We start from the raw sequence: 21,345 nt of genomic DNA, 5'->3' as shown, positions 1-21,345 counted from the left end.
GGGCCACCGTCATGTCCCGGCTCACTGCCCCGCACCCTTCTCCTTCGTCTCCTGCACCTTCGTCCGGTCCGCCGAACTTCCCGGAGCCGCCCCCGACGGTGTGGGCCGAACACCTCGCCCACACGGTCACGACCTGGTGCATGCAGCGGCCATGGCTGCTCGCCGTCGTGGCCGCACTAGCGGTCGCCGGGCACGTGGCCCGGGCGGCCCTGCTGGCCCGGCACGACGCACGAAGGCGCGAGCACGCCCGGCTGATCTGGATCAACCCACCCCCCGAGGTCGACCCGGACGGCGCCCGCGTGCTCTGGTCCACCCTCGCCGAGATCCTCCGGCCGACCGGGCGGCGCCGGCTCCGCGACAGCCGCGCGCACGTGGCCCTGGAGTACCGATGGTCCGGGCGCCAGTTGCGGATCGGATTGTGGCTACCCGACACGATCGCGTACGGCCCGGTCCTCGCTGCCATCCGCGGCGCCTGGCCCGGCATCGCCTGCAACATCGCCGATCCCAGCGACCCGGTCCCGGCCACCGCGATCGCCGAGGGCGGCGCGCTCATCCCGGTGCTGCCGGCCTGGTTCCCGCTCGAGAGCGACCACGACGCGGACCCGCTACGCACCCTGATCCAGGCCGCAGCCGAACTCGGCCGCACCGAAGCGGCATGCGTGCAGGTCCTGGCCCGGCCGGCCAGCAACCGGCAGATCCGCCGCCTACGCCGCGGTGTCCAGGCCCTGCGAACCGGCAAGCCACCGACCAGCTGGCTCGACCCGGCAGTGTGGCTGCGCGGCGTCCTTGACGTCGCGCTCAGCGTGCTCGGCCCGACCCGCCGCACCACCCCCACCGCGGGGCGGTCGGCGGCGCGGCTACCCGGCGCGGACCCGCAAGCCGACCGAGACGCCCGAGCGGCCGTCGACAAACTCGCCGGCACACCGCTGTGGGACGTCGCGGTCCGCTACGCCGTCGCGCACACCGGGCCCGGTGGCACCGCCAAGACCCTCGCGCCGCGGCTGACCAGCATCGCACAGGGCCTGGCCTCAAGCTTCGGCGTGTACGCCGGCCGTAACCGGCTGCGCCGCATCCGGATCCGCACCGGCTACCCGGGCCGGGTGCTGGCGTCGCGGGTGCTGCGCTCCGGATTCGTCTTGAACGCCGGGGAGCTGTCCACCCTCGCAGGGCTGCCGACCGACATCGCCGTCCCCGGCCTCGACCGGGCCCGGGCGAAGGCGATGCCGGCGCCGGTCGCCGTGGTCAGCGGCGGGCGCGGCACGAAAGTCCTCGGCACCGCCCAGGTCGGCGGCCACAAAGTCGCCTTGAAGGCGGCCGACGCCCGGCAGCACGCGCACGTCATCGGCAGCACCGGCAGCGGCAAATCCACCCTGCTCACCCACATGATCCTCGACGACATCCACGCGCGCCGCGGCGTCATCGTCATCGATCCCAAAGGTGACTTGATCAACGACGTCATCGACCGACTCCCGGCCGACGTCGCCGACAAACGCCTCTATCTCATCGACCCGGACCAGCCCGCCGGCGCCACGCTCAACCCCCTTGAGGGCGCCGATCACGACCTGGTCGTCGACCACATCGTGTCGATCTTCGGCAAGATTTTTGCGAAGCACTGGGGTCCGCGGATCGACGACACGATGCGCATGGCCTGCCTGACGCTGCTACGCAAAGCCAACGCCACGCTCACCCTGATCCCGTCACTGTTGCAGGACAAGCAGTTCCGGGCAGCGTTCACCAGCGACCTCGACGACCCCGAAGGACTGCTGGGGTTCTGGCAGTGGTTCGAGTCGACGCCGCCGCCGCTGCGCTCGCAGGTCATCGGGCCGGTCCTGGCCCGGCTGCGGTCGTTTCTGACGCGGCCGTTCGTCACGCAGACCGTCGGCGCGGCCCGCTCGACGGTCGACATGCGCCGCGTGCTCGACGGCGGCATCCTGCTCGCCCGGCTGCCGAAAGGGCAGATCGGTGAAGAAACCGCCCGCCTGATGGGCTCGTTCATCCTGGCCCAGGCATGGCAGACCGCCACCGGCCGCACCCGGATCGCCGAAGACGCCCGCCGTGACGCGGTCGCCTACATCGACGAGTCCCACAACTTCCTCAACCTGCCCGGCAGCGTCGGCGACATGCTCGCCGAGGCGCGAGGCTATCGCTTCGGTCTCGTCCTGGCGCACCAGAACCTGACCCAGATGCCCCGCGAGACGCAGCTCGCCCTGTCGGCGAACGCGCGCAACAAAGTGTTCTTCACCTGCGCGCCGGAGGACGCCACCCAGCTGGCCAAACACACCATGCCCGAGCTGTCCGATCACGACCTGTCGCACCTGGACGCCTTCCAGGCCGCAGCTCGCCTGGTGGTCGACGGCCGGGAGACCCCGGCGTTCACCCTGCACACCCTGCCGCCCAAACCGCCGGTGGGGGAGACGACCGCGGTCCGGCAGGCCGCCCTGGCCAACGTCACCCCCGACAGCGGCAACGGCCAGGCCGCGATCGCCAAGCTCGCCCGGATGAAGCCACCCGGCCGCAAGCGCCGGCCCGAGCCGCCCGACGACCCAACACCCACCGAAACGAGCGCCGCGTGACCCAACGGTCACGCGGCGCTCACCGTTTGTGGCCCCGAAGATTCGGGAGGTTCCCGTGAGCACGCCCAACACCACCACACCGGACATGCCCAACCGGCGGCGGCTGGCCGACCAGATCGCCAACCAGCTGTTCACCGCACGCCTGTTGGACGACCGGGTCCGGCTCATCCAAACCCATCACGCAAACCTGTCCGCCAGGCCGCGGCTGCACGACATCTTCAACGAGGCCCCGCAGATCGCCGCCAGCGGCGACCCGGACCTCATCCGGATCGCGTACGCCACCGCCGCAGGCACGCCGGCGGTGATCCGGCTGCACGGGCCCAGCTGGAGCCTGATCCTGTCCGCCGGCCGGCCGCTGCCCGACTGGGTCCTCGCGGTCCACGACGCGTACCCGCTGCACCTGCTGCCGCCCAGCAAAGCCCGCACCGGCTGGCTCCAGGCGTTCGACCTGACCGCCGACCCCCTCGCGGTGCCCGAACTGACCCGCATGTGCCAGCGCAGCCACACCGCTCTCACGCCGAGCCCCTGATCCGGGCCGTCGGCGTCGCTTACCGGCGCATGCCCCTCGCGGCCAATGCCGGTCCCTTGTCCCCGTCACTCACGGTCGGGAGACCACCATGCCGGAAAACATCGACGCCCGCACTGTTGCCGCACGTCCCCGTCAGCTACTCACGCAGAACCGCGAGTTGAAAGCTATCGGCGTCTGGAACTGGACGCTGCCCGCCTGGGCCGGCCGCCTCGACGACGGCCGCACGTTCAATACATGTCCCTCGGCTGGAATCTGCGCCCAGGTGTGCTACGCCCGGCAAGGCACCTACCTGTGGCCGGTTGTCCGCGCCAAGCACCACGCCAACCTCACGTTTGTCCTTGACGACCTGCCTGGCTGGGAAGCCGCGATGCTCACCGAGCTCGCGGCCAAGAAGCTCACCGGCGGCTGGATCCGCATCCACGACAGCGGTGACTTCTTCAGCGACCACTACCTGCGAGCCTGGCTGCGGATCTGCCGGTCGCGACCGGACCTGCACTTCTACGCCTACACCAAAGAAGTCGACCGGTTTAGGCGCCTCGTGGAACCCGATCCGCCGCCGAACTTCCTGTGGGTCTACTCCTACGGCGGCACCCAAGACAGCCAGCTCGACCCGACCGTCGACCGGGTCGCCGACGTCTTCCCCGATGACCAGGCCATCGTGGACGCCGGATTCTCGTCGCAGGACGCCTCCGACCTGCTCGCCGTCCTCGGACCCCGTCTGGTCGGCATCCCCGCCAACCGCATCCGCGCCTTCGTGAAGGCCATGGCCGGCCGCCGGTTCAGCACCTGGCAAGCGTACGAGGACAAGCAACGGGCCGCTCGACGGCGCCGCCGACCCCGCCCCGGCGGCCCGACCCACCCGAGCGCCGCATGACCGCGGCGGCTGGGTTCGACCTGTCAGCGCGGCATGCTCGGCTCGACCTGCTGATCAGCCAGGCCCACCAGCTTCTCGACGCGGCCGTCCGCGAGCACATCACCGAGCACCGCGACGGCAAGGGCCGCGGCCGGCGGCACGCCGCGACCGTGGTGTTGTTCTCCGGGGGCCACGACTCCACCGTGCTGGCCCACCTGTTCCGCAGCCGCGCCACCCACGCCGTGCACGCGAACACCGGTATCGGCATCGAAGCCACCCGGCAATTCGTCCGCGACGTGTGCGCCGCGTGGGGGCTACCGCTGATCGAGAAACACCCCCCGCCCGGCTCGACCTACCGAGAGCTGGTCCTCGCAGACGGATTCCCCGGCCCGGCGAAGCACTGGAAGATGTATCAGCGGCTCAAGGAACGCGGGCTGCAGACGGCGAAGAACGAACTGGTACGCCAGCCGCACCAGGAACGCATCGTGTTCCTCGCCGGGCGCCGCCTCGCGGAGTCGCCACGACGGACCGCACGCGCAATACCCGAGCTCGAGCGCCGCAAGTCGATCGTGTGGGTGTCACCGCTGCGCAACTGGACAGCACTCGACCTCAACACCTATCGGATGCGGTTCCCGGAGTGCCCGCGCAACCAGGTCGCCGACATGCTGCACATGTCCGGCGAGTGCCTGTGCGGCGCGTTCGCCTCCCGGGACGAACGGGAACAGCTGGCCGCGTGGCCGATCGCCGCAGAGGCCCTCGCCGACATCCGCGTACTGGAGCAGGACGCCGCAGCGGCCGGAATCCCCGAACCCCTGTGCCGCTGGGGCTGGGGCGCCGGCCGCGTCCGAACACCAACACGATCCGGTCCACTGTGCTCGTCCTGCGCGTCACAGCGGGACGTCTGACCGCGTCCCGCAAGCATGCACCCACTCACTTTGATCAATCTAGCCGCGCGGTCGCCACCGGTAGCCCAACCATTCGCAGTTCGTCCGCAGTCGAGGCCAGCGGTCTCAGCGGTATGCATACGGGCTGCGTCGCGCGGACATCTCGTCGCCTCGTGTTCGTCGGGCGATACCTCCTCTTCCAACCCCATACCTGGCCGGAGGTGCGGCTGCGGGTCGGCCGCGACCCCGGCCTGGACTCCGCCCCGCCGGGCCGACCCCAGGCCGGCCCGCCTTGGCCAACACCGCAGCAAGGAGACCTTATGCCTGCCAGCCGGCCAACCCGACTCTTCCCTGTAGGGGAAGTCTCCCGGACGGGGATCACCCCCTCGTCGCCCTCCGTCTATCGCTCATCCACCCCCTCCTACTCCGTCAACTCCTCTTCCTCTCCCACTCTCATCGATGTCTCTCATCGCCTTCGTCCTCGCGACTACGCACTCGCCTCGCTGCTGGACGACCACACCACCCTCACCACCGGCCAGCTCACCGACGTGCTGTTCACCAGCGCCATCACCTGCCGCCACCGGCTCACCGTCCTGCGCTCCTTCGGGTTCGTCGATCGATTCATCCGCCGTAGCGAGCCGGGCACTGCGAACATCGTCTGCTGGGTACCCGGCCCGCTCTCGGCCCGGCTGACCGCGCTCGCTGCCGAGCAGGCTCCGCCCACGGCCCGGGCGCTGCGGGAACGCCAGGACCGTATCTATGCCAACCCGGCGCTGGACCACCTGCTGGAGGCCAACGACTTCTTCGTCCGGCTCCTGGTCCACAGCCGAACCAGCCAGGACACGGCGCTGTCGCGGTGGTGGTCGGAGCGCGCCACCGCCGGCGCGTTCGGCCGGAGGATTCACCCCGACGGGCACGGTGTCTGGGCCGACGGCCACCACGAGACCGGGTTCTTCCTCGAACTCGACCGCGGCACTGAACCGCTCGGCCGGCTGGCCGACAAGCTCAACTCCTACCGCAGGCTGCGCGCCGAAGGCGGCCCCCCGTACGCCGTGCTGTTCGTCCTGCCCAACCGCGCCCGGGAGCAGAACCTGCACCGGCGACTGGCCGACCGGCCCGAGCCAAACCTGGTCATCGCGACCACCTCACCGGAGGCCGGCGACGATCCGGCCGAACTGGTGTGGCGGCTCGTCGGCAACGGCCGCCACCGCATCCGCCTGATCGACCTGCCCCGCGGGCACGGTCAACCCGGCCCGCTCAACCCCGGCGCACCCCGCCCCGACGACCACCCGCTGCGGCACCTGCGGTAGCAACCGAGCCGGGCGCCTGCCTGCGTGATGCCGTTGGGTCACCCAACAGCGGCACCGGATCACCCAACAGCCGCGCCGGCCCGCGCACGGCGTGGTCCAATAGCGCAGGTCAGGCCCCATTCGAAGCGCGGCGGTGAAGGGCCCGGGCTGTTGGGTGCCGGCGCTATGGTGAAGTCTTCTCATCGAGAAACCCGTTGGTACCACCCTCGGGCCCGCCGCCCACGACCACGGTCGCAACCGCCCACCGCCACCCGGCCGGTCGGCCTGCACCGCTCGTGCGCCGCCAACCCACCCCGCACTACCCAAGCACCACCACGCACCACCCGGGCGCCCCCTCTGCGGGCGTCGCACCTTCCGCGCACACCATGCGCCTTCGCTGCTGCTGTTCATCACGGCCTGCGAAACCTCTCCGTACCACCGCCCCACCCGGGCTTCGCCTCGACGCGAGTCGTCGGGCACGGCGTTTCTTTGCGCCCACCGCGTATCCACTTTGGAGGAACAACTGTGTCTGACGTTCGCACCGTGACTGTCTGCCTGTCCAAGACGGCCGGCACCCACCAGGTCCCCGCCGCGGTCTCCGCTCTGCTGGCCGCCCACGGCATCACCGACGCCGGCCTCGCCCGGCATTTCCGGACCGCGACCCAGCCTCTGCACGCCCGGCTGCTGACGCGGTCGACCACCATCAATCTCTTGCAACCTGACAATGGCACCGCCGCCGGCGGCCCGGTCAGGCTGCTGGATCTCGACGCGATGCGCGACGACCTGGCCGAGCGGTACTGGAACCGGTACATGCTCTGGCAGCAGATTGTCGCCGGATCACCCGAGGCGAAGCCGTGGTGGCACTTTTACGACCGATACGCCGCCGACCCGGACAAGTACAGCTGGGATGCTGCCCGGCACGCGTTCGTCAGCCAGCCGCGGATCGCGCGGATGATGACCTTCAACGCGCACCCCGGACGGCCGACCGAGCTGCCCACCGATCACCTCGACGCGTTCGAGGCCGGCCCGTACGTCTACTCCACGTACGGCCTGTTGCAAGCGGTTCCCGCCGACACGATGCTGACCGCCGACGGGCGGCTCCTGCGGCCGATCGGCCTGCGCTACGCCGATCAACTGGATTACCTGCGTACGGCCAATGACCACCTCAACACCTTGTCCGGTGACGACGTGCTGGTCGCCGTCACTACTAGCTAGCCCTCCTGCACGCCCTGGCTGCGGCCGGTCGTCCTCGTGCCGGCCGGCCGATCGGCGTGCCCTCCGCGATCCCGCCCACGAGGAGGTAGATCGTCATGTGTTGTTTCTGGCCGAACGCTCCCGGATTCGTCGCCGTCCTGCTCAGCCTGATGTCCGCCGGCCTGGTCTTCTGGCTGCCACTGCTGGCCATCGCCGTGCTTCCCGACGTCCCCTCGGCGACAGCCCTGTTCGTCGAGGCCGCCGGCTGGATGCTCACCTTCGCGGTCGTTCTCGGCTTCTGGGGTGCCACCCGGATGCGCGCCCAGATCGACGACCTCCGCGCCCTGATCGACGGGCTTCAGCAGCGCCTGGCGGTGGCACTCACCGATCCGGTGACCGGCTTGCCGGTATGCCGCGTCGCCGAAGACGCCATCGCCGCCGCCGGCCCAGACATCGCCCTCACCGTCGCGCTGGCCGACGTCGACCGACTCCACACGATCAACCACGGACCCGGCGGGCACGCCGTCGGCGACCGCTACCTGGCCGAGGTCGGGCTCCGACTGCGGCACGCCGCCCAGTCGGGCGACCTCGTCGCCCGACTGGGCGGCGACGAGTTCGTCCTCATCACCCGCCGCACCCCGCAACAGCTTGCCGACAGCCTGACCGCAGCCCTCGCTGTCCCGGCCGCGGTGGCCGGCATTGTCCGGCCGGTCGAGGTCAGCGTCGGCATCTGCCAGCTGCCCGGCGGCGACCCGCACCAGCTGCTCAGCTGCTCAGCTGCTCCAGCCTGGCGATGTTCACCGCCAAGGACCAGCGCAGCCACATTGAGTTCTACGACCCCGTCCGCGACGGCCTGCCGTTGCTGCTCGGAGTCCGCCCGGCCTATCGCCGCCGCGACCGCCGACCGGGCGAGTAACCCGGCCACACCACATCTCCCCGAGCGTCCCGCGCTCGCCGCACTAGACCGGCGGCGAGCCCTTCGGCGCGCCCTCGATGCCCTACGAAAGGGCCGATCACCGGCCGAAACGCTGACCCCAGCTTCTCGGACACGCGGACGCCCTGCCCGTTGATCGACTTCGACACCTGAAAGGACAGTGACTTTTCGATGACGCAACCTGCTTCCTTCTTCCGCGTCGCGTTCTACCTGCGAGCCGATTCCATGGCGCTGGCCGTCGAGCAGACCGCGTTTCTGCAGCAGACGGCAGACGGTGTGCCGATCTGGCGCGTCGTCGCCGCGTTCTGCGACATCAACCACGGCGCTGCCCGGCCCGGCCGCGCCGGCGCCGTCGGTGCCGCCCAGTCCGACGTCTTCGACCTGCTGCTTGTCGCGTCGTTGGACCGGCTGACCCGCAGCACCGACGAGCTGCACGACGTCATCGGCCAGTTCACCACCGCGGACGTGGTCGTGTGCACCCTCGGCCTCCGGTCCACGTGCCCGCCGCAGCAGACGGGCGACGGCCCGGATCTGCTCACCGTTACCGGTGACCGCGCCGGGTCGGCCGGGCAGCAGATGCGGGCCCTCAGTGCCGCGCATCGGTCGCTGCCGGAACTCACCAGACGGCCCGCGTCGGCGGACGGGGAGCGGTGATGGGATACCGGCTTGCAAGGCCCCTGTTCCTCGGCGCTGAACGGCTGCCCTCGGTGCAGATCGGCGACTCGGTTACCGGCGGCGTCGTGTCCTGCGATCTGAGCTTCGTGGGCCGCGAGCACTCGCTGTGGCGGCTGCGCATCACCGCGCGCTACCGAGCGATTTACGACGACCGGGAAGCGATCCGCCAGCCGGTACGCGACTACGGCCGAGGCCGGCAGGCAGCTGAGGTGCTGGCCAGCGCTCTGTCGTTCCTGCGCGCCGACGCCGAGGCATACCGGGCCGCGATGGGCCAGCACCCACCGCTGGACGGGTGGGTGTTCAACGCGGCGGTGGCCGAGTGGGCGTACATGAACGACACCGACATCGACGCCATGACCGAACTGCTGGCAGGTGCACGATGACCGACAACGGGGCTGACGAGGTCGTGGACTACTTCCGGGTGTACCGGACCGAGCCGGAGACGGTCTTCGAGGTTCCGGCGATCGCCGGTGGGCAGCCGTCGCTGACGATCGGCATCGCCGCGCTCGGTGGAGGCACCGTCGGGCTGGCGTACGCCGACAACGGCTGGATCTACGCCGTGCACCTCGGCGGCGAACTGGTCGCCTCCGGTAGCGACCTGCGCTCGGGCGGGTTCGGCCGTACCCACCAGCAGATGGCCGCGGGTTTGGCGTCCTGCCTGGCCGACGGCGAGACACCCGCACCTGGTTTGCACGAGCAGGCTGACCGGCTGTCGCTGTGGACCACCGACATCGAGGACGGGGACGATGAGTGACGGCAGCATGATCGTGATCGATGACAGGTTTCCCGGCTGGCGGGCCCGGATCGTCGTCGACGAGGACGCTAGTCAGCCGTGGGGTGACGCGCTCGCACCGGCCCTGCTGATCCAACGCCGTCAGGCGGTCTGGGCCGGTGAGGTGTACCAGCCCAAGCACGCCGACCGGGTCCTGGCCGCCTGGCGCCGCTTCGGCACCGACGAGCTGTTCGAGCGGTACCTGCGCCTGGTACACGGCACCACCGCGATCCGCCATGTCACCGGCCAGGACCTCACGGTGGTCATCTTCGACACCGCCAATTTCCGCGCCCACGCCGGAATCACCGACGTGTGCGACCTGACCGGCGAGCACGACGAGTGGCGGGCCTGGCTCGACGGCGACGTCTACGGCGTCATCGTCGAACAGCACACCGCCGCCGACGGCTGGACCGGCCACGACTCGCTGTTCGGTCTGTACGGCAATGCGTACGCCGAACAGCAGGCTGCCGCCATGCTCACCACCGCGACCGCTGCGCTGACGCCGGCGACCTAACCGCGCCACGGACTGCCGGGCAGCGCTGCCCGGTCGCACCACCACAAGCTCCACCAGTTCCACCTAATCCGGCCGATGCCCGGCCAAGAACCACCCAGCTGCGGGCACGGCCGATGCGCCGTGCCCGCTCCCATCCCGAGAGGGAGCCCAGCGCATGGCAGAGACCTTCGCCGAGTACATGGCCAAGTACGGCCGCCCCGACAGCGACTACCCGGTCATCGACCTCGACACCACCGACCTGCAACGCCACACCCTGATCGTCACTTTCGCCGACGGCAGGAAGAAGGCCATCGTGCAGGTGTTCGGCCTGGCCGCCGGCGAGGACAACGAGCACCTGTGCCTCGATGTGCACGCGTTCGTCGACGACCAGGTGGCCCGCTCCAGCGTGTTCGGTCTCGAGAACGGCACCCGCTACGAAAGCTTCGATGCCACCGCGCCCGGCCGCTCGCACGGCTGGCCCGCGGTGCGCGGCGTCACCGCGCTCATCGGTGTGCAGACCGACGCCGACCCGCAGTCCTGACCCCTCCCCACCAGGGCGTGGGCAGGCTGCCGGGTCGCGGTGAGCCTACCCACGCCTCCCGATTCCAGGAGGCACACCTCATGGCCGAACCGGTCACCCTGCACAACCTCTACTACCTGATCGACACCGATGCGTGGCTGCACCAGCGCACCGGCGCCCACGATCGGCAAGCCAGCAGCCAGGTGCAGGACTTCGTCGGTTGCGACGTGTTCGACGACTACGCGCCGCGGATGGGCACCACCGCCCGGCTGCAGCTGTGGTGCGCCGCGCACGGCTGGCACGTCGCCGAAGGCGCACCGATCGAACACGACGACGCGTGCCTGAGCAAGCCCGTCACGATCGTGCTGGCCGCCACGACTGGCTTTCCTCGCGGCGCTGTGGCCCTAATCAGCGTCGACGGCGGCGCCCCGCAGGTGTACGCCGACGTCACCACGGACGAGGGCTATTGGCTGAGCAGCTCCACGATTCAGATCGGCTGCCCCGGCGATCACGTCTGGACTTGGGACGGCGACCGCGACCTGCTCGCGGCGGACGGTACCGAGCACCGCGTCACGGCCCTGTTCGGTCCCAGCCGCAGCGTCATCAGCCGGTGCCGCGAGTGCGAGGCGTTCGACGATGGCGCCGCCGAAGACATGTGCCTGTGCCCGGGCTTCGCCGTCTACTGCCCGACCTGCGGCCAACGCTGTCAGGTCGAGCTTCCCGAGATACCCACCTTCGAGGAGACCCACTGATGATCCGACTGTTGTTCCCGCTAGCCGACGTCCTGTACGTGGCCGAGCACGCCATCGCCGCGTTGGATCGTCATCTGCCGACGCACCGAGCACATGCCCGACTGGGCCGCCGGCATCGCCTGGTACGTAACCTGGCGGACCTGGTGGGCCGACGGACGGTGGCACGCCGAGAACGGCGACTACGGCCCGCACCGCGGGCTGACCTGGCCCCAGGCCCAGCAGTCGCTGCTGCGCCGGCTCAACGTGCCGGCGCCACCGCGGACGGTTAATCCCGACGTATACCTGCGCGGCGATGACGACGGCGACTGGCTCGTCTGCCTGGTCTGCCACGAGCCGATCACCATGCTCGCCGGCGACGACAAACTCGGCTCCCTGATGGCTGAGGTCACCGGCACCATCGAGGCCGACAGCGGAACCCTGACCGACGACGAATGGGAGCTCAACAGCTACCAGCTCGACCGCTACGAACAGCGGCGAACTGAACGCCGCCTTCCTCGACCACAGCTTCGCCGCCGCCGGCGTCGAGCTCTACAGCAACGACGAGAACCACGACGCCGGCGCTGACAGCGACTCCACCGGCGACACCGCCGTTCAGTAGCACCTGCGGCGTCAGCCGTAACCGCTAGAAGCCAAGACCCCTCAAGGGCATCGTCGACTTCGGTCGCCCTTGACGGGCGATAGGCCGGCGAGGCCATCCACAGTGGATGGAGAGCGAATCGCATGACCGTCACCACACCTTCCGCGGGCCAACGGTCCGCCACGTCCGATCCCGGCGCCCTGTTCGCCCTTATCGAGACGGAAACGAGCTCCGTGTTCGCCGTGATGGAATGGGCAGAAGCCGAGATCGCCGCGGCCGCCCGCCACCACCCTGGCCAGACCGATGTGCTCTACCACGCCTTCAGCGTGCTGACGCCGCGGCACGTCGGGCCGGGCACGGGTACCGAGTTCGTCTACCGAGGCCACGTCCGGGAACTGCTGGACCGGGTGGCCGCCGGGGCGGACCTGCGCCCGGCCACCGCGGCCGAGATCTGCCTGGCGCTGTCGAAGGTCAGCCAGCTGGCCCCCATGCACGGCGCGGGCGCGGGCTTGTACTTCCGCATGTGGCTGGCCGCGTTCCCCGGCCACCCGGTCACCGCCGAGATGGCCGACAACCAGAGCCACTACGAGCACTTGCACGGCCCGCAGATCGATGAGCTGGAGGAAACCATGCGGCACAAGGTTGCCGACCAGCATCGGCAGCTCGGCGACATCGAGTGCCAGGGCCGCCACCACGGCAAGGACGTCTCCTGCCGGTTCGCCAGCAGCTGAGACCGACGACCGTGACGGCCTGGCCAGACCCTGACGCGCCAGACCCCGCGTCACATGATCAACGCGGGCCACCTACCGCGACAGGACAGCATCTGACGCCGGCACGCTCCGGCTTTCGCGACCCTGACGCGGCGACGCCACGCGCGCTGCCAACGCTGGCGCGCGACGAGACCGCGTCTGACACGAGGACGACGCCATGTCCATCCACCCGCAACGCATGCCCTACGGGCAACTGACGCCGCTGATCCTGGCGCACCTGCGGACCTACCCGCATCTGGCGTTCACGCCGTGGGAACTGGCCAAGGTGCTGGGCCACTCGCACGGCACCATCCGGCGCATTCTGCTGCGTCTGGCCGAGGCCGGCGAGGTCAACCAAACCAGCGACGACCCGGCCCGTTTCCAGCACTGCAACTGATCCCGCACCACCCGCGGGACGCACAGCCGAACCCGATTCGGCCCCGCGTCCCGCATGGGGCGCTGGGCCCTGCACACCTTGCAGGAGGACCCCGTGTCCCACAACGCCAACGCCCGCCGCACCCCGACCGGAGGTGCCGCATGGGCCCAATGACCTCCGCCCGCAGCGACCAGGCTCTCGGCCGCGCCGCCGAGCACGCCGCCTGGGCGTTCTACGCCGTCGCCGCGCTGGGCTCGTCGATCGGCCAGGTCTGGGTCGGCGTCGAGACGCCGCCGTGGTCCGACACCATGCCGCTGTGGCTGCGCGCCATCCTGGCGCTGCCGTTCGCCGTCGTCATTGACCTCGGCGGCGTCGTCTGCTCAGGCTTCGCCGACACCCGCCAACGCCTCGGCGAGAACGCCTACGGCTGGCGCATCCTGTCGGCGGGCTCGGTCACCCTGGCGGTCGGCATCAACGTCGTCGGCCACGCCGGCTCGCCGTATCTCGCCACGGTGTTCGGCGGGCTGGGCATCTTCGCCTACTGCGTGTGGCTGCTGCACTCCTCGGCCCGCCGCCGCGACGCGCTGCGCGTCGCCGGCAAGTTGTCGGCCACCCCGCCGGCCTACGGACTGCTGCAGTGGTGGCGAGAGCCGGCCGTCACCCGTCGCGCCAAGAGCCTGGCCGTGCAGTTCGGCTGCAGCCTGCACGAGTCCCTCGCTGAGGCCCGCGTCCAGCTGCGCACCGAAGCCCGCCGGGCCGCGCTGGCCAGCCACATCGAAGCGAAGATCCGCTCCCGGCACGACACCGACCCGGTGCTTGCCTCGATCGCCGCGACCACCACACCGGTAGACGACATCGCGGACGCCCTCATGGCCATGATCGACACCATCGGCTGGGCGGCTGCGATCGCCGCCGAGATCCAGCCACCCGACGCCGCGCAGCCGGCGCCGACCCAGGCCGCGCATCGCATCGGCGCCGGGCTGGTCGACACCAGCCGCCCACCGAGCACGGCCGTCTTGCGCCAGATCCCCACCCAGCAGTCCGTCTATGACCGCTGGCGCGAGATCTGGCAGGCCATGACCGACGACGACGGCGCATCGAATCAGGACATCGCCGCCCGGTTCGACGTGTCCTCACGCACCGTCCAGCGCATCCGTGATGCCGGCCTCGCCGGGCTACTCGACTCGCCCGAAACGCCAGTCGCCCGCATCGCCGCTCTCGCCTCCAGCAACGGCCACACGCCACTGCCGGCACCGTCCTGAGAACCGCCGTGGCGCGGGCGATCGGCAGTACGCCGCCGCCCGTGCCACGGCCTGCCCGGGATGGTTGCCGGCTTGTGTCCGGGACCCATCCAGAAGGGCAGACCTATGCACACCAACGCCTCCCGGAGCCGATCATGACCGGCCGCGTGCTCGCCATCATCACCGCCTGCGTGCTGGGCGTCGCGTTCGTCTGCGTGGCCGCCATCGCCGGCATCGGCGGCTTCGCATCCCCGTGCATGATGCTGCCGGCGCTGCCCGGTTCGACCAGCGGCTACGACGCCGATCAGATGCACAACGCCGCCATCATCGTCGGAGTCGGCGCCCGCCGCGGCATTGCCCCGCGCGGGCAGGTCATCGCTGTGGCCACCGCGATGCAGGAATCGAACCTGCGCAACCTCGGCAATCTTGGCAAGGACAACGACCACGACAGCCTCGGACTGTTCCAGCAGCGCCCCAGTGCGGGATGGGGGAGACCGGCGCGGATCATGAACCCCGAGTACGCCGCGGGCAGGTTCTACGACAAGCTGCTCACCGTCGCCAACTGGCAGACCCTGCCGCTGACAGTGGCCGCTCAGGCCGTGCAGATCAGTGCCTACCCTGACGCGTACGCCAAGCATGAGCCGGACGCGACCGCGATCGTCACCGCTGTAGTTTCCGGGGATCCGCGAGCAATTCCAGTCGATCGTGAGCAATGCGTGAGCATTTGCGCTGAGGTCGTGGCTTCGCCGGACGGCTCTGGTGGGTCCTGTGTCGAGGCTAGCGCAGTGTTCGACCGGGCGCGGTCGTGGTTGACCGCATGGCGGGGCGGACCGGTGCCTTATCTGTCGAGTAATGTTCCCGGCGATCTTTTCCATGGGTATCGGCGGGACTGTTCGGGTTACGTGTCGATGGCGCTGGGTCTGCGAGGGCCGGGGCTGAGCACGGTTGAGCTGGCGCAGCGGTCGATGATGATCGGGAAGTCAGATCTACGGCCGGGTGATCTGATGATCAATCCGGACACCGACTTGCGTGGCCATGTAGTGTTGTTCGCGGGCTGGGTCGACGCGTCGATAGGCAGCTATTACGGCTATGAACAGTCCGGTGGCGGCGGTACGCATTTCAGGAAAATTCCGTATCCGTATTTCGGCTCGTACCGCATGTCGCCGTACCGGTTGGGGGACTGATGTTCCGGAAATCGGTTACGGGTATGGGATTGTGTCGCCGGGTTCACTCGGTGGTTTGGGCGCGTACGACGTCGTCCCAGGTCTGGTGCAGTGGCGGCCAGTTGGAGCCAGGTGCCAGGGCGTCTGGCGGCAGGCGGCGGTCGACGACGGCGAGGCGTACTCCAAGGTGGTCGGTGCCGAACTGGGCGAGCCAGCCGGCGCAGGCGAGGTCTGCGTTGCTGCTGGGTGCGCCTTTGTGGCAGCCGAAAAGGATTTCACCGATGGGCGGTTCGTGCCGGGTTTCCGGATCGCGGACGGTCACGCTCAGCTCGTCCCACCGGTCGGCCGGGAATTTGGCCTTGGGGTTGTCGCAGTTATCGGCGCGTATAGGGCATTCGTCGCACGGGAAATGGCGTCGCGAAAGTTGTTTATCTTCGCTCACTCGTGCGCCTTTCTCATTCGCTTCGACGTTTCCGTGACGGCCCGCGAAGTGCTGACGTGCCGGGCAGATGTTACCCCGGCTCGTGGCTGTTGTGGCGGCGCCTTTCTGCGCGGCCGGGCCGGGCTGGCGGGGAGGGTGGTGTCGCCCGTATGTGTGGTTCTGCTGGTTGTCGCCTGATGGTGTCGGTGTGTCGTGGCTGCCGTGGGCGGGTGGTGGGATTGCCATGGGTGGATGGCTGCCGGATTGGCCTCGCAGCGGGTGCCCGGCGTGCCGGGCGGAACGGTCGCGGCCGTGTTTCGGGCGCAGGTGCAGATTCGCTCGGATTCCGGGGTTGTGGTGGTGCCGGTCGAGCAGTTGCGGCTGGCGCGTTTCGCAGGGTCAGTGCCGTGGCGGCGGTGGCGGTCGCATCGCGGGCAGCCGTATCTGCCGGGCTGCTACTGGGCGGCGACGGTCGCTGATCATGTGGTCTACGAGAGCCGGTTGGAGCTGGAGCGGCTGTTGCTGGCTTCCTGTTCGCCTCGGCGGACGGGGCGGTGACGGTGGTCAATGTGAAACCGGCGGTTCGGCTGCTGGTGCCGATGGTGGCTGAGGTTAGGCCTGGCCGCGGGTGGTGTTCGAGGCGCACGGCGGCGCCTTCGAGCATCGCGGCCTGCCGCTTCCAGTCCATCTTCCATCATGCGCAGGTAGGAGAACGGAGTGGTCACCTGGTGCAGCACCCGGCGCACGGCGGAACCACACTCCGACCCGGGATGCCTGAGCCAGTGGTGGCCCTCGCTGTTCGTGGTCGACGGGATCCGGTACGTGCACCCTGCGGCGCGGCAGGGTGACCACGCCGGTGGTGACGCGCCGGTCCATCGCGGTGACCGCTTCGCCGGCCTGCTCTGGCACGTCATCCTCGCCCCCGTATCCGGCGGCGACGACCCTGACCTGGCCTTCGTACGCCAGGCGGGTGCCGTGTTGCTGCCCGGGCCCCGTCGACCGGGTCGTCCGCCGACCTGGACGAAACGGCAGCTCATCGACGGGATCCGGTGGCGGGTCCGGGCGGGAACGCCATGGCGGGACATCCCGGACTGCTATGGATCGTGGGCGGCGGCGTATGCGTTGTTCCGACGGTGGCAGCGTGACGGGACCTGGGCATGGATCCTGACCGCGTTGCAGGCGATAACCGATGCGGCCGGCCGGATCGTGTGGGACGTGTCGGTCGACTCAACCGTGGCGCGGGCGCATCAGCATGCAGCGGTGCGCGTAAAGGGGGATCTGCAGGCTGAACCACCGGGCGGTGTGACGGTCGAGCGTGCTGATCATGCGTTGGGTCGATCGCAGGGCGGGCAGACCACGAAACTGCATCTGAGCTGCGAGCAAAGGCAGAAGCCGCTGTCGATCGTGCTGACGGGCGGGCAGCGAGGTGACAGCCCGCAGTTCATTGCGGTGATGGAGGGCATCCGGGTGCCCCGCCCGGTCGGGCGGCCACGCACCAGGCCGGACCGGGCGTTGGCCGACAAGGCGTACACGTCGCGGGTGAACCGGCGCTACCTGCGCCGACGCGGGATCAAGGCGACCATCCCCAGCAAGGCTGACCAGGACGCCAACCGGCGCAAGCTCGGGTCGAAGGGCGGCCGGCCACCGGCCTTCCCCCGCAGATCTACCAACAACGCCACGCCGTGGAATGCGGCATCAACCGACTCAAGCGCCACCGAGCTGAGTAGCAGCCACGGCGCGGCCACCCGGTATGGCTGCAGTGCCGGGCCGTGGTACCCGCGCACGATGTCGCCGTCGAGCAGCCCGCGGCCGATGAGGCCACGCCAGATCGCCTCGGCGGGGTAGTCGGGGTACCCGGGTTCGTGGAGTTCGGACTGCTCAACGAGCACGGGCAGCGCGCTGACGCCGATTTCGGCGACCATCAACGGCACGCCGAGGATGCGCATGGCGTGGGTGCGGTGCCGCCCGGCGGACACCACCCGGTAGATCGGCCCGGCCGGCCCGGGGATGTGTTCGAGGTCGGCCCATTTGTGTGTGTCGTCGGCTTGGGCGTGGAGAACGCGGCCTGCAGGGGGTCGGCGGCGTTGAGCACGTGCTGGACGATCCACGGCAACGTGTCGGGTCGGTGATGGTCGAAGTCGTTCCACCGTGTGACGCCGCCGCCTACAACTGCGTTCGCCTCGATCCAGGCGAAGGTGCGCAGCCGGCCGAGGTCCTCGCGCGGGGGCTGGCGGCTGTCCGGGTACAGGGACATCAAGTCGGGGTTCAGCACCGGGTGAGTGGGGTCCAGCTCGTGGGCGCGGTTGCGGATCTGCTGGTGGATGTGGCGGTGCTGCCACCCGGCCAGGGCCTGCGGCGTTCGACGGCGCAGCGCGTCGCGCTGCGCCGTCGACGCGGTAACGAAGTAGTGGTCGTGCCCGGACGGGGCTTATCGGCGCACGTCGCTGTCTGCCAAAGTGTTGCGGTGCGCCGTGAGTGGGACCTCGATGATCTGATCGCGTCGTGGACGGTGGTCGACGCCGACCAGGAGCAGCTGGTGAAGTTGCATCCGCCAAGCCGGCTCACCGACCACGATCTGCGCGGGTTGACCCCGGTGTTCTGGTCCAACGTGGCGCTGCACGGCAGGTTCGAACTCGACCTGGACAAACGCCTCGACTACGACCAGGGCAGCGGACCATCAGCGATACCAGTCCCGGTCCCGCATGCGCCGGCTGGCGGCGTATGAACGCGCGGGGCCGTACCGTGCTGGCGCTCGTCGCGTTGGTGCTCACCACCACGGTCTCGTTCCTGTCGGCCTGGTTTTTCGCCGAGGCGAATCTGTTGAACGGCATGGACAAGGTATTCAGCGTCATCGGTGGCACGTCCGGGATCGCGGCGCTATACCTGGCTTGGAAGTACCGAGGCCCGCTGACCGGCCATGGTGCCGGGCATGCCCCGAGCCTGTGGCCGCGAATTTCGCTGGAGGTCCCCGGCCTCGCCGACGGCGAGCAGATCCGCGGCCGCGACACCCTGATCGCTGAGCTCATCGGGTTGTTCGACCGGCACGCCACGAACACGAAGAGAGTTCGGGTCCTGCATGGCATGGGTGGCGCGGGCAAGACCACCATCGCCCGGCACGTCGGGCAGATCCTCGAAGCCGAAGGTGTAGTTGTCTGGTTCGTCTCCGCCGCCGGCCCAACAGAGCTCAACGCCGGTATGCGGCAGGTCGCCGAAAGGCTTAACGCGACGGCTTACGAGCTGGCCGAGGGCTGGAATCGGGGACCCGACGTGCTCTGGCGTCTCATCGCGGCGTACTCAAAATCGTGGCTGCTGATCGTCGACAACGCCGACGACCCCACCATGCTGGTCCCCGAGGGACAGACCGTCAGCCAGAAGCAGGGCTGGATCCGCCCTGTCAACATCTCACACGGCGCGATCATCGTGACCAGCCGGGACAGCGACAGCGACGAGTGGGGGACGTGGTGCGAGCTACAGCACGTCGGCATGCTGTCGACCTCGGACAGCGCGCAGGTCCTGCTCGACCTCGCCGGCACCACCCCCGGGACTCACGAGGAGGCCCGCGCACTCGCAGACAGGCTCGGCGGACTCCCGCTTGCTCTTCGCCTCGCCGGCCACTATTTAGGTCAGACCAAGGACGAGGATCTGCTGCCCGGTCAGGTCAAGACCTTCGCCGGCTTCCACGCCGCGCTCGACTCCGCTGGCACCTACGCCGTGTTCCCCGACACACGACATCACCTGGCCGACAGGCAGGCGCGCGAAGTCATCGCCCAGACCTGGGAACTGTCGCTCACCTACCTCGAACGCGGCAGAAGCCTTCCTGATGCGCGGAACCTCCTACGCTTGCTGTCGGTGTTCGCCGACGCGCCCATCCCTTTTCAAAATCTCCTCGACGCTGCTGTCATGGCAGGATCCGAGCTCTTCCCCGGGCTGAACCCCAGACGTCTCGACGAGAGCCGCGATGGTCTGATCAGGCTCGGCCTACTCGACGTCAACCCTGCTGAACCCGAAACGCAGACACCGCCGACATGGCGCCTGCACCCGTTGGTCCGCGATGCGAGCCTGTACCACCTCACCAGGACCGGGCAGACCCGGGCCGCCCTAGCACTCGCAGCCCGCCTGCTCGAACGCGCGGTGAAAGAACATGAGAACCAGTTCGATACCGCGAACTGGCCCTTCTACCGTCTCATCTCACCGCATCCGATCCAGGTGCTGGCTCGCGCCGCAGAATCACCCGGTCCGGAAGACCGGGAGACGATCGCCGTTGTAGCGGAAATAGCGAGCGAGGTCAGCCGCTACGTGGCGGCCCTCGGTCAGCATCCCGCAGCGGTCGAGCAAGCCGAGATGATCCGATCCATTGCGACCCGGACTCTCAGCGATAGCCACCCGGCTGTGATCGTCACCGCCAGCGCTGACCTGGCGTCTTTTACCGGAGGAGCTGGCGATATCGTCTCCGCTCGAGATCAGTACGCTGCACTGATTCCCATCGCAGAACACGTCCTCGGCCCCGAACACCCAGAGACTCTGCTCTATCGGTCGAACTTGGCGTGGTTCACCGGCGAAGCCGGCGACGTCGTAGCGGCACGCGACTCCCTCATCGCGCTGCTCCGTACCGCCGAACGGGTGTTGAAGAAGACCGACTATGAGCTGATCGGCATAAGAAGCACCCACGCGAGATTCGTCGGCGAGGCAGGTGACGCCGCAGGAGCCCGTGACCTGCACCTTGCCCTAGTCCCGCTAAGGCGGGAGGTCTTCGGAAGGAAGAGCCACACCACTCTGGTACACGAGGCCCAAACGATCCGTTGGACCGGCAAGGCCGGCGACCCAGCGAGCGCACACAACCAGCTCAGCAGCCTAATATCGATCATGCGAGATGCGCTCGGCCCTTCGCACCGCGAGACCCTCCAGGTTCGATCCGATCTCGCCTACTGGACCGGCCGGATCGGTGACCCGGTCGCCGCCCGCGATCAGTTGACTGAGCTCGTACCGCGATTCGGCGAGGTTCTCGGTCCCGAACACCCAGAGACGGTGAAGACCCGTGTGCACCTGGCCTACTGGACTGGATGGGCGGGGAACCCGGCAGCAGCCCGTGACCAGCTCGCCGAACTGTTGCCCGTCCTGCAACGCGTCTTCGGCGTCGGTCATCGCGCCACCCTGATTGCCAGGTCCGATCTAGCCAGATGGATCGGACGCTCCGGCGACCCGGCGGGAGCCCGTGATCAGCTCGCCGATCTGCTACCCGTCCTACAACGCGTATTCGGTGCGGAAAGCTTGGAAACGCTCAAGGCCCGCGGCAACCTGGCCTACTGGGCAGAACGGGCATGAGGAGATCAAGACGCGCTCCTCCATCGCA

23 protein-coding genes and 2 pseudogenes are annotated in these 21,345 nt (G+C 69.2%); 24 read left to right on the top strand and 1 reads right to left on the bottom strand.

The features are described 5' to 3' along the window. Positions 1–11 precede the first annotated feature (11 nt). The 19 genes and pseudogenes from LDL48_RS26330 to LDL48_RS26245 all read left to right on the top strand — a co-directional run bounded on the left by LDL48_RS26330 (position 12) and on the right by LDL48_RS26245 (position 15,595). Positions 12–2,573 carry a type IV secretion system DNA-binding domain-containing protein gene (locus LDL48_RS26330; protein ID WP_372472201.1) on the top strand — a complete coding sequence of 854 codons (2,562 nt, stop codon included), beginning with the start codon at positions 12–14 and terminating at the stop codon, positions 2,571–2,573. A gap of 55 nt (positions 2,574–2,628) precedes the next feature. After that, a complete protein-coding gene (locus LDL48_RS26325; RefSeq protein ID WP_225257903.1) occupies positions 2,629–3,102 on the top strand; it encodes a hypothetical protein in 474 nt (157 codons plus the stop codon). An 88-nt stretch (positions 3,103–3,190) separates the two neighbouring features. After that, positions 3,191–3,976 (top strand): GP88 family protein, encoded by a 786-nt coding sequence (locus LDL48_RS26320; protein ID WP_225257902.1) that lies wholly within the window; start codon positions 3,191–3,193, stop codon positions 3,974–3,976. Next, entirely contained in the window at positions 3,973–4,860 is an 888-nt protein-coding gene (locus LDL48_RS26315; RefSeq protein WP_225257901.1) for a phosphoadenosine phosphosulfate reductase domain-containing protein, read from the top strand. The genes LDL48_RS26320 and LDL48_RS26315 overlap by 4 nt, the downstream gene beginning before the upstream one ends. Positions 4,861–4,973: 113 nt before the next feature. Then, positions 4,974–6,149: a replication-relaxation family protein gene (locus tag LDL48_RS26310; protein WP_308016498.1), complete on the top strand. Its 1,176-nt coding sequence runs from the start codon at positions 4,974–4,976 to the stop codon at positions 6,147–6,149. 504 nt (positions 6,150–6,653) lie between these two features. After that, positions 6,654–7,343 carry a hypothetical protein gene (locus LDL48_RS26305; protein WP_225257899.1) on the top strand — a complete coding sequence of 230 codons (690 nt, stop codon included), beginning with the start codon at positions 6,654–6,656 and terminating at the stop codon, positions 7,341–7,343. Between the two features lie 95 nt (positions 7,344–7,438). Further along, positions 7,439–8,032: pseudogene (locus LDL48_RS45145) on the top strand (GGDEF domain-containing protein); the annotation flags it as partial. An 83-nt stretch (positions 8,033–8,115) separates the two neighbouring features. Then, a complete protein-coding gene (locus LDL48_RS43710) occupies positions 8,116–8,238 on the top strand; it encodes a hypothetical protein (RefSeq protein WP_255629021.1) in 123 nt (40 codons plus the stop codon). 189 nt (positions 8,239–8,427) lie between these two features. Continuing rightward, a complete protein-coding gene (locus LDL48_RS26295) occupies positions 8,428–8,910 on the top strand; it encodes a recombinase family protein (protein ID WP_225257898.1) in 483 nt (160 codons plus the stop codon). Next, entirely contained in the window at positions 8,910–9,314 is a 405-nt protein-coding gene (locus LDL48_RS26290) for a hypothetical protein (RefSeq protein WP_225257897.1), read from the top strand. The genes LDL48_RS26295 and LDL48_RS26290 overlap by 1 nt, the downstream gene beginning before the upstream one ends. Next, positions 9,311–9,685, top strand: coding sequence for a hypothetical protein (locus tag LDL48_RS26285; protein ID WP_225257896.1), 375 nt, complete (start codon positions 9,311–9,313; stop codon positions 9,683–9,685). Before LDL48_RS26290 ends, LDL48_RS26285 begins: the two co-directional genes overlap by 4 nt. Then, complete coding sequence (locus LDL48_RS26280; protein WP_225257895.1) at positions 9,678–10,217, top strand: hypothetical protein; 540 nt, start codon at positions 9,678–9,680, stop codon at positions 10,215–10,217. Before LDL48_RS26285 ends, LDL48_RS26280 begins: the two co-directional genes overlap by 8 nt. A 154-nt stretch (positions 10,218–10,371) precedes the next feature. After that, positions 10,372–10,737, top strand: coding sequence for a hypothetical protein (locus LDL48_RS26275; protein WP_225257894.1), 366 nt, complete (start codon positions 10,372–10,374; stop codon positions 10,735–10,737). 80 nt (positions 10,738–10,817) lie between these two features. Continuing rightward, on the top strand, positions 10,818–11,468 hold the full coding sequence (locus LDL48_RS26270) for a hypothetical protein (RefSeq protein WP_225257893.1): 651 nt from the start codon (positions 10,818–10,820) through the stop codon (positions 11,466–11,468). Between the two features lie 93 nt (positions 11,469–11,561). Continuing rightward, entirely contained in the window at positions 11,562–12,032 is a 471-nt protein-coding gene (locus tag LDL48_RS26265; RefSeq protein WP_225257892.1) for a hypothetical protein, read from the top strand. 258 nt (positions 12,033–12,290) lie between these two features. Next, positions 12,291–12,776 carry a hypothetical protein gene (locus tag LDL48_RS26260; RefSeq protein ID WP_225257891.1) on the top strand — a complete coding sequence of 162 codons (486 nt, stop codon included), beginning with the start codon at positions 12,291–12,293 and terminating at the stop codon, positions 12,774–12,776. A gap of 196 nt (positions 12,777–12,972) precedes the next feature. Then, complete coding sequence (locus LDL48_RS26255) at positions 12,973–13,191, top strand: winged helix-turn-helix domain-containing protein (RefSeq protein ID WP_225257890.1); 219 nt, start codon at positions 12,973–12,975, stop codon at positions 13,189–13,191. A 140-nt stretch (positions 13,192–13,331) separates the two neighbouring features. Continuing rightward, on the top strand, positions 13,332–14,432 hold the full coding sequence (locus LDL48_RS26250; protein ID WP_225257889.1) for a hypothetical protein: 1,101 nt from the start codon (positions 13,332–13,334) through the stop codon (positions 14,430–14,432). A 134-nt stretch (positions 14,433–14,566) separates the two neighbouring features. Then, a complete protein-coding gene (locus LDL48_RS26245) occupies positions 14,567–15,595 on the top strand; it encodes an NlpC/P60 family protein (protein ID WP_225257888.1) in 1,029 nt (342 codons plus the stop codon). 43 nt (positions 15,596–15,638) lie between these two features. Here the strand turns inward: LDL48_RS26245 and LDL48_RS44665 are convergent, their stop codons facing one another. After that, on the bottom strand, positions 15,639–16,016 hold the full coding sequence (locus LDL48_RS44665) for a DUF6283 family protein (protein ID WP_225257887.1): 378 nt from the start codon (positions 16,014–16,016) through the stop codon (positions 15,639–15,641). 231 nt (positions 16,017–16,247) lie between these two features. On the opposite strand from LDL48_RS44665, the gene LDL48_RS26235 reads away from it, so the two are divergent. From LDL48_RS26235 to LDL48_RS26215, 5 genes and pseudogenes are all read left to right on the top strand, one after another. Continuing rightward, entirely contained in the window at positions 16,248–16,553 is a 306-nt protein-coding gene (locus LDL48_RS26235) for a hypothetical protein (protein WP_225257886.1), read from the top strand. Between the two features lie 390 nt (positions 16,554–16,943). Next, a pseudogene (locus tag LDL48_RS26230) lies at positions 16,944–17,713 on the top strand (IS5 family transposase); the annotation flags it as partial. 51 nt (positions 17,714–17,764) lie between these two features. Next, the gene (locus tag LDL48_RS26225; RefSeq protein ID WP_225257885.1) at positions 17,765–18,124 is read left to right on the top strand and encodes a hypothetical protein; all 360 of its coding nucleotides are present in this window, start codon (positions 17,765–17,767) and stop codon (positions 18,122–18,124) included. Continuing rightward, the gene (locus tag LDL48_RS26220) at positions 18,121–18,720 is read left to right on the top strand and encodes a hypothetical protein (protein WP_225257884.1); all 600 of its coding nucleotides are present in this window, start codon (positions 18,121–18,123) and stop codon (positions 18,718–18,720) included. Before LDL48_RS26225 ends, LDL48_RS26220 begins: the two co-directional genes overlap by 4 nt. Before the next feature lie 17 nt (positions 18,721–18,737). Beyond that, positions 18,738–21,317 (top strand): AAA family ATPase, encoded by a 2,580-nt coding sequence (locus LDL48_RS26215; protein WP_225257883.1) that lies wholly within the window; start codon positions 18,738–18,740, stop codon positions 21,315–21,317. The last annotated feature ends 28 nt before the right edge of the window (positions 21,318–21,345 follow it).

Source organism: Jidongwangia harbinensis, from assembly GCF_020216025.1.
Classification (GTDB): domain Bacteria; phylum Actinomycetota; class Actinomycetes; order Mycobacteriales; family Micromonosporaceae; genus Actinoplanes; species Actinoplanes harbinensis.
Note: the sequence above shows the minus strand (reverse complement) of the source record. Positions and strands in the feature narration are given on the sequence as shown.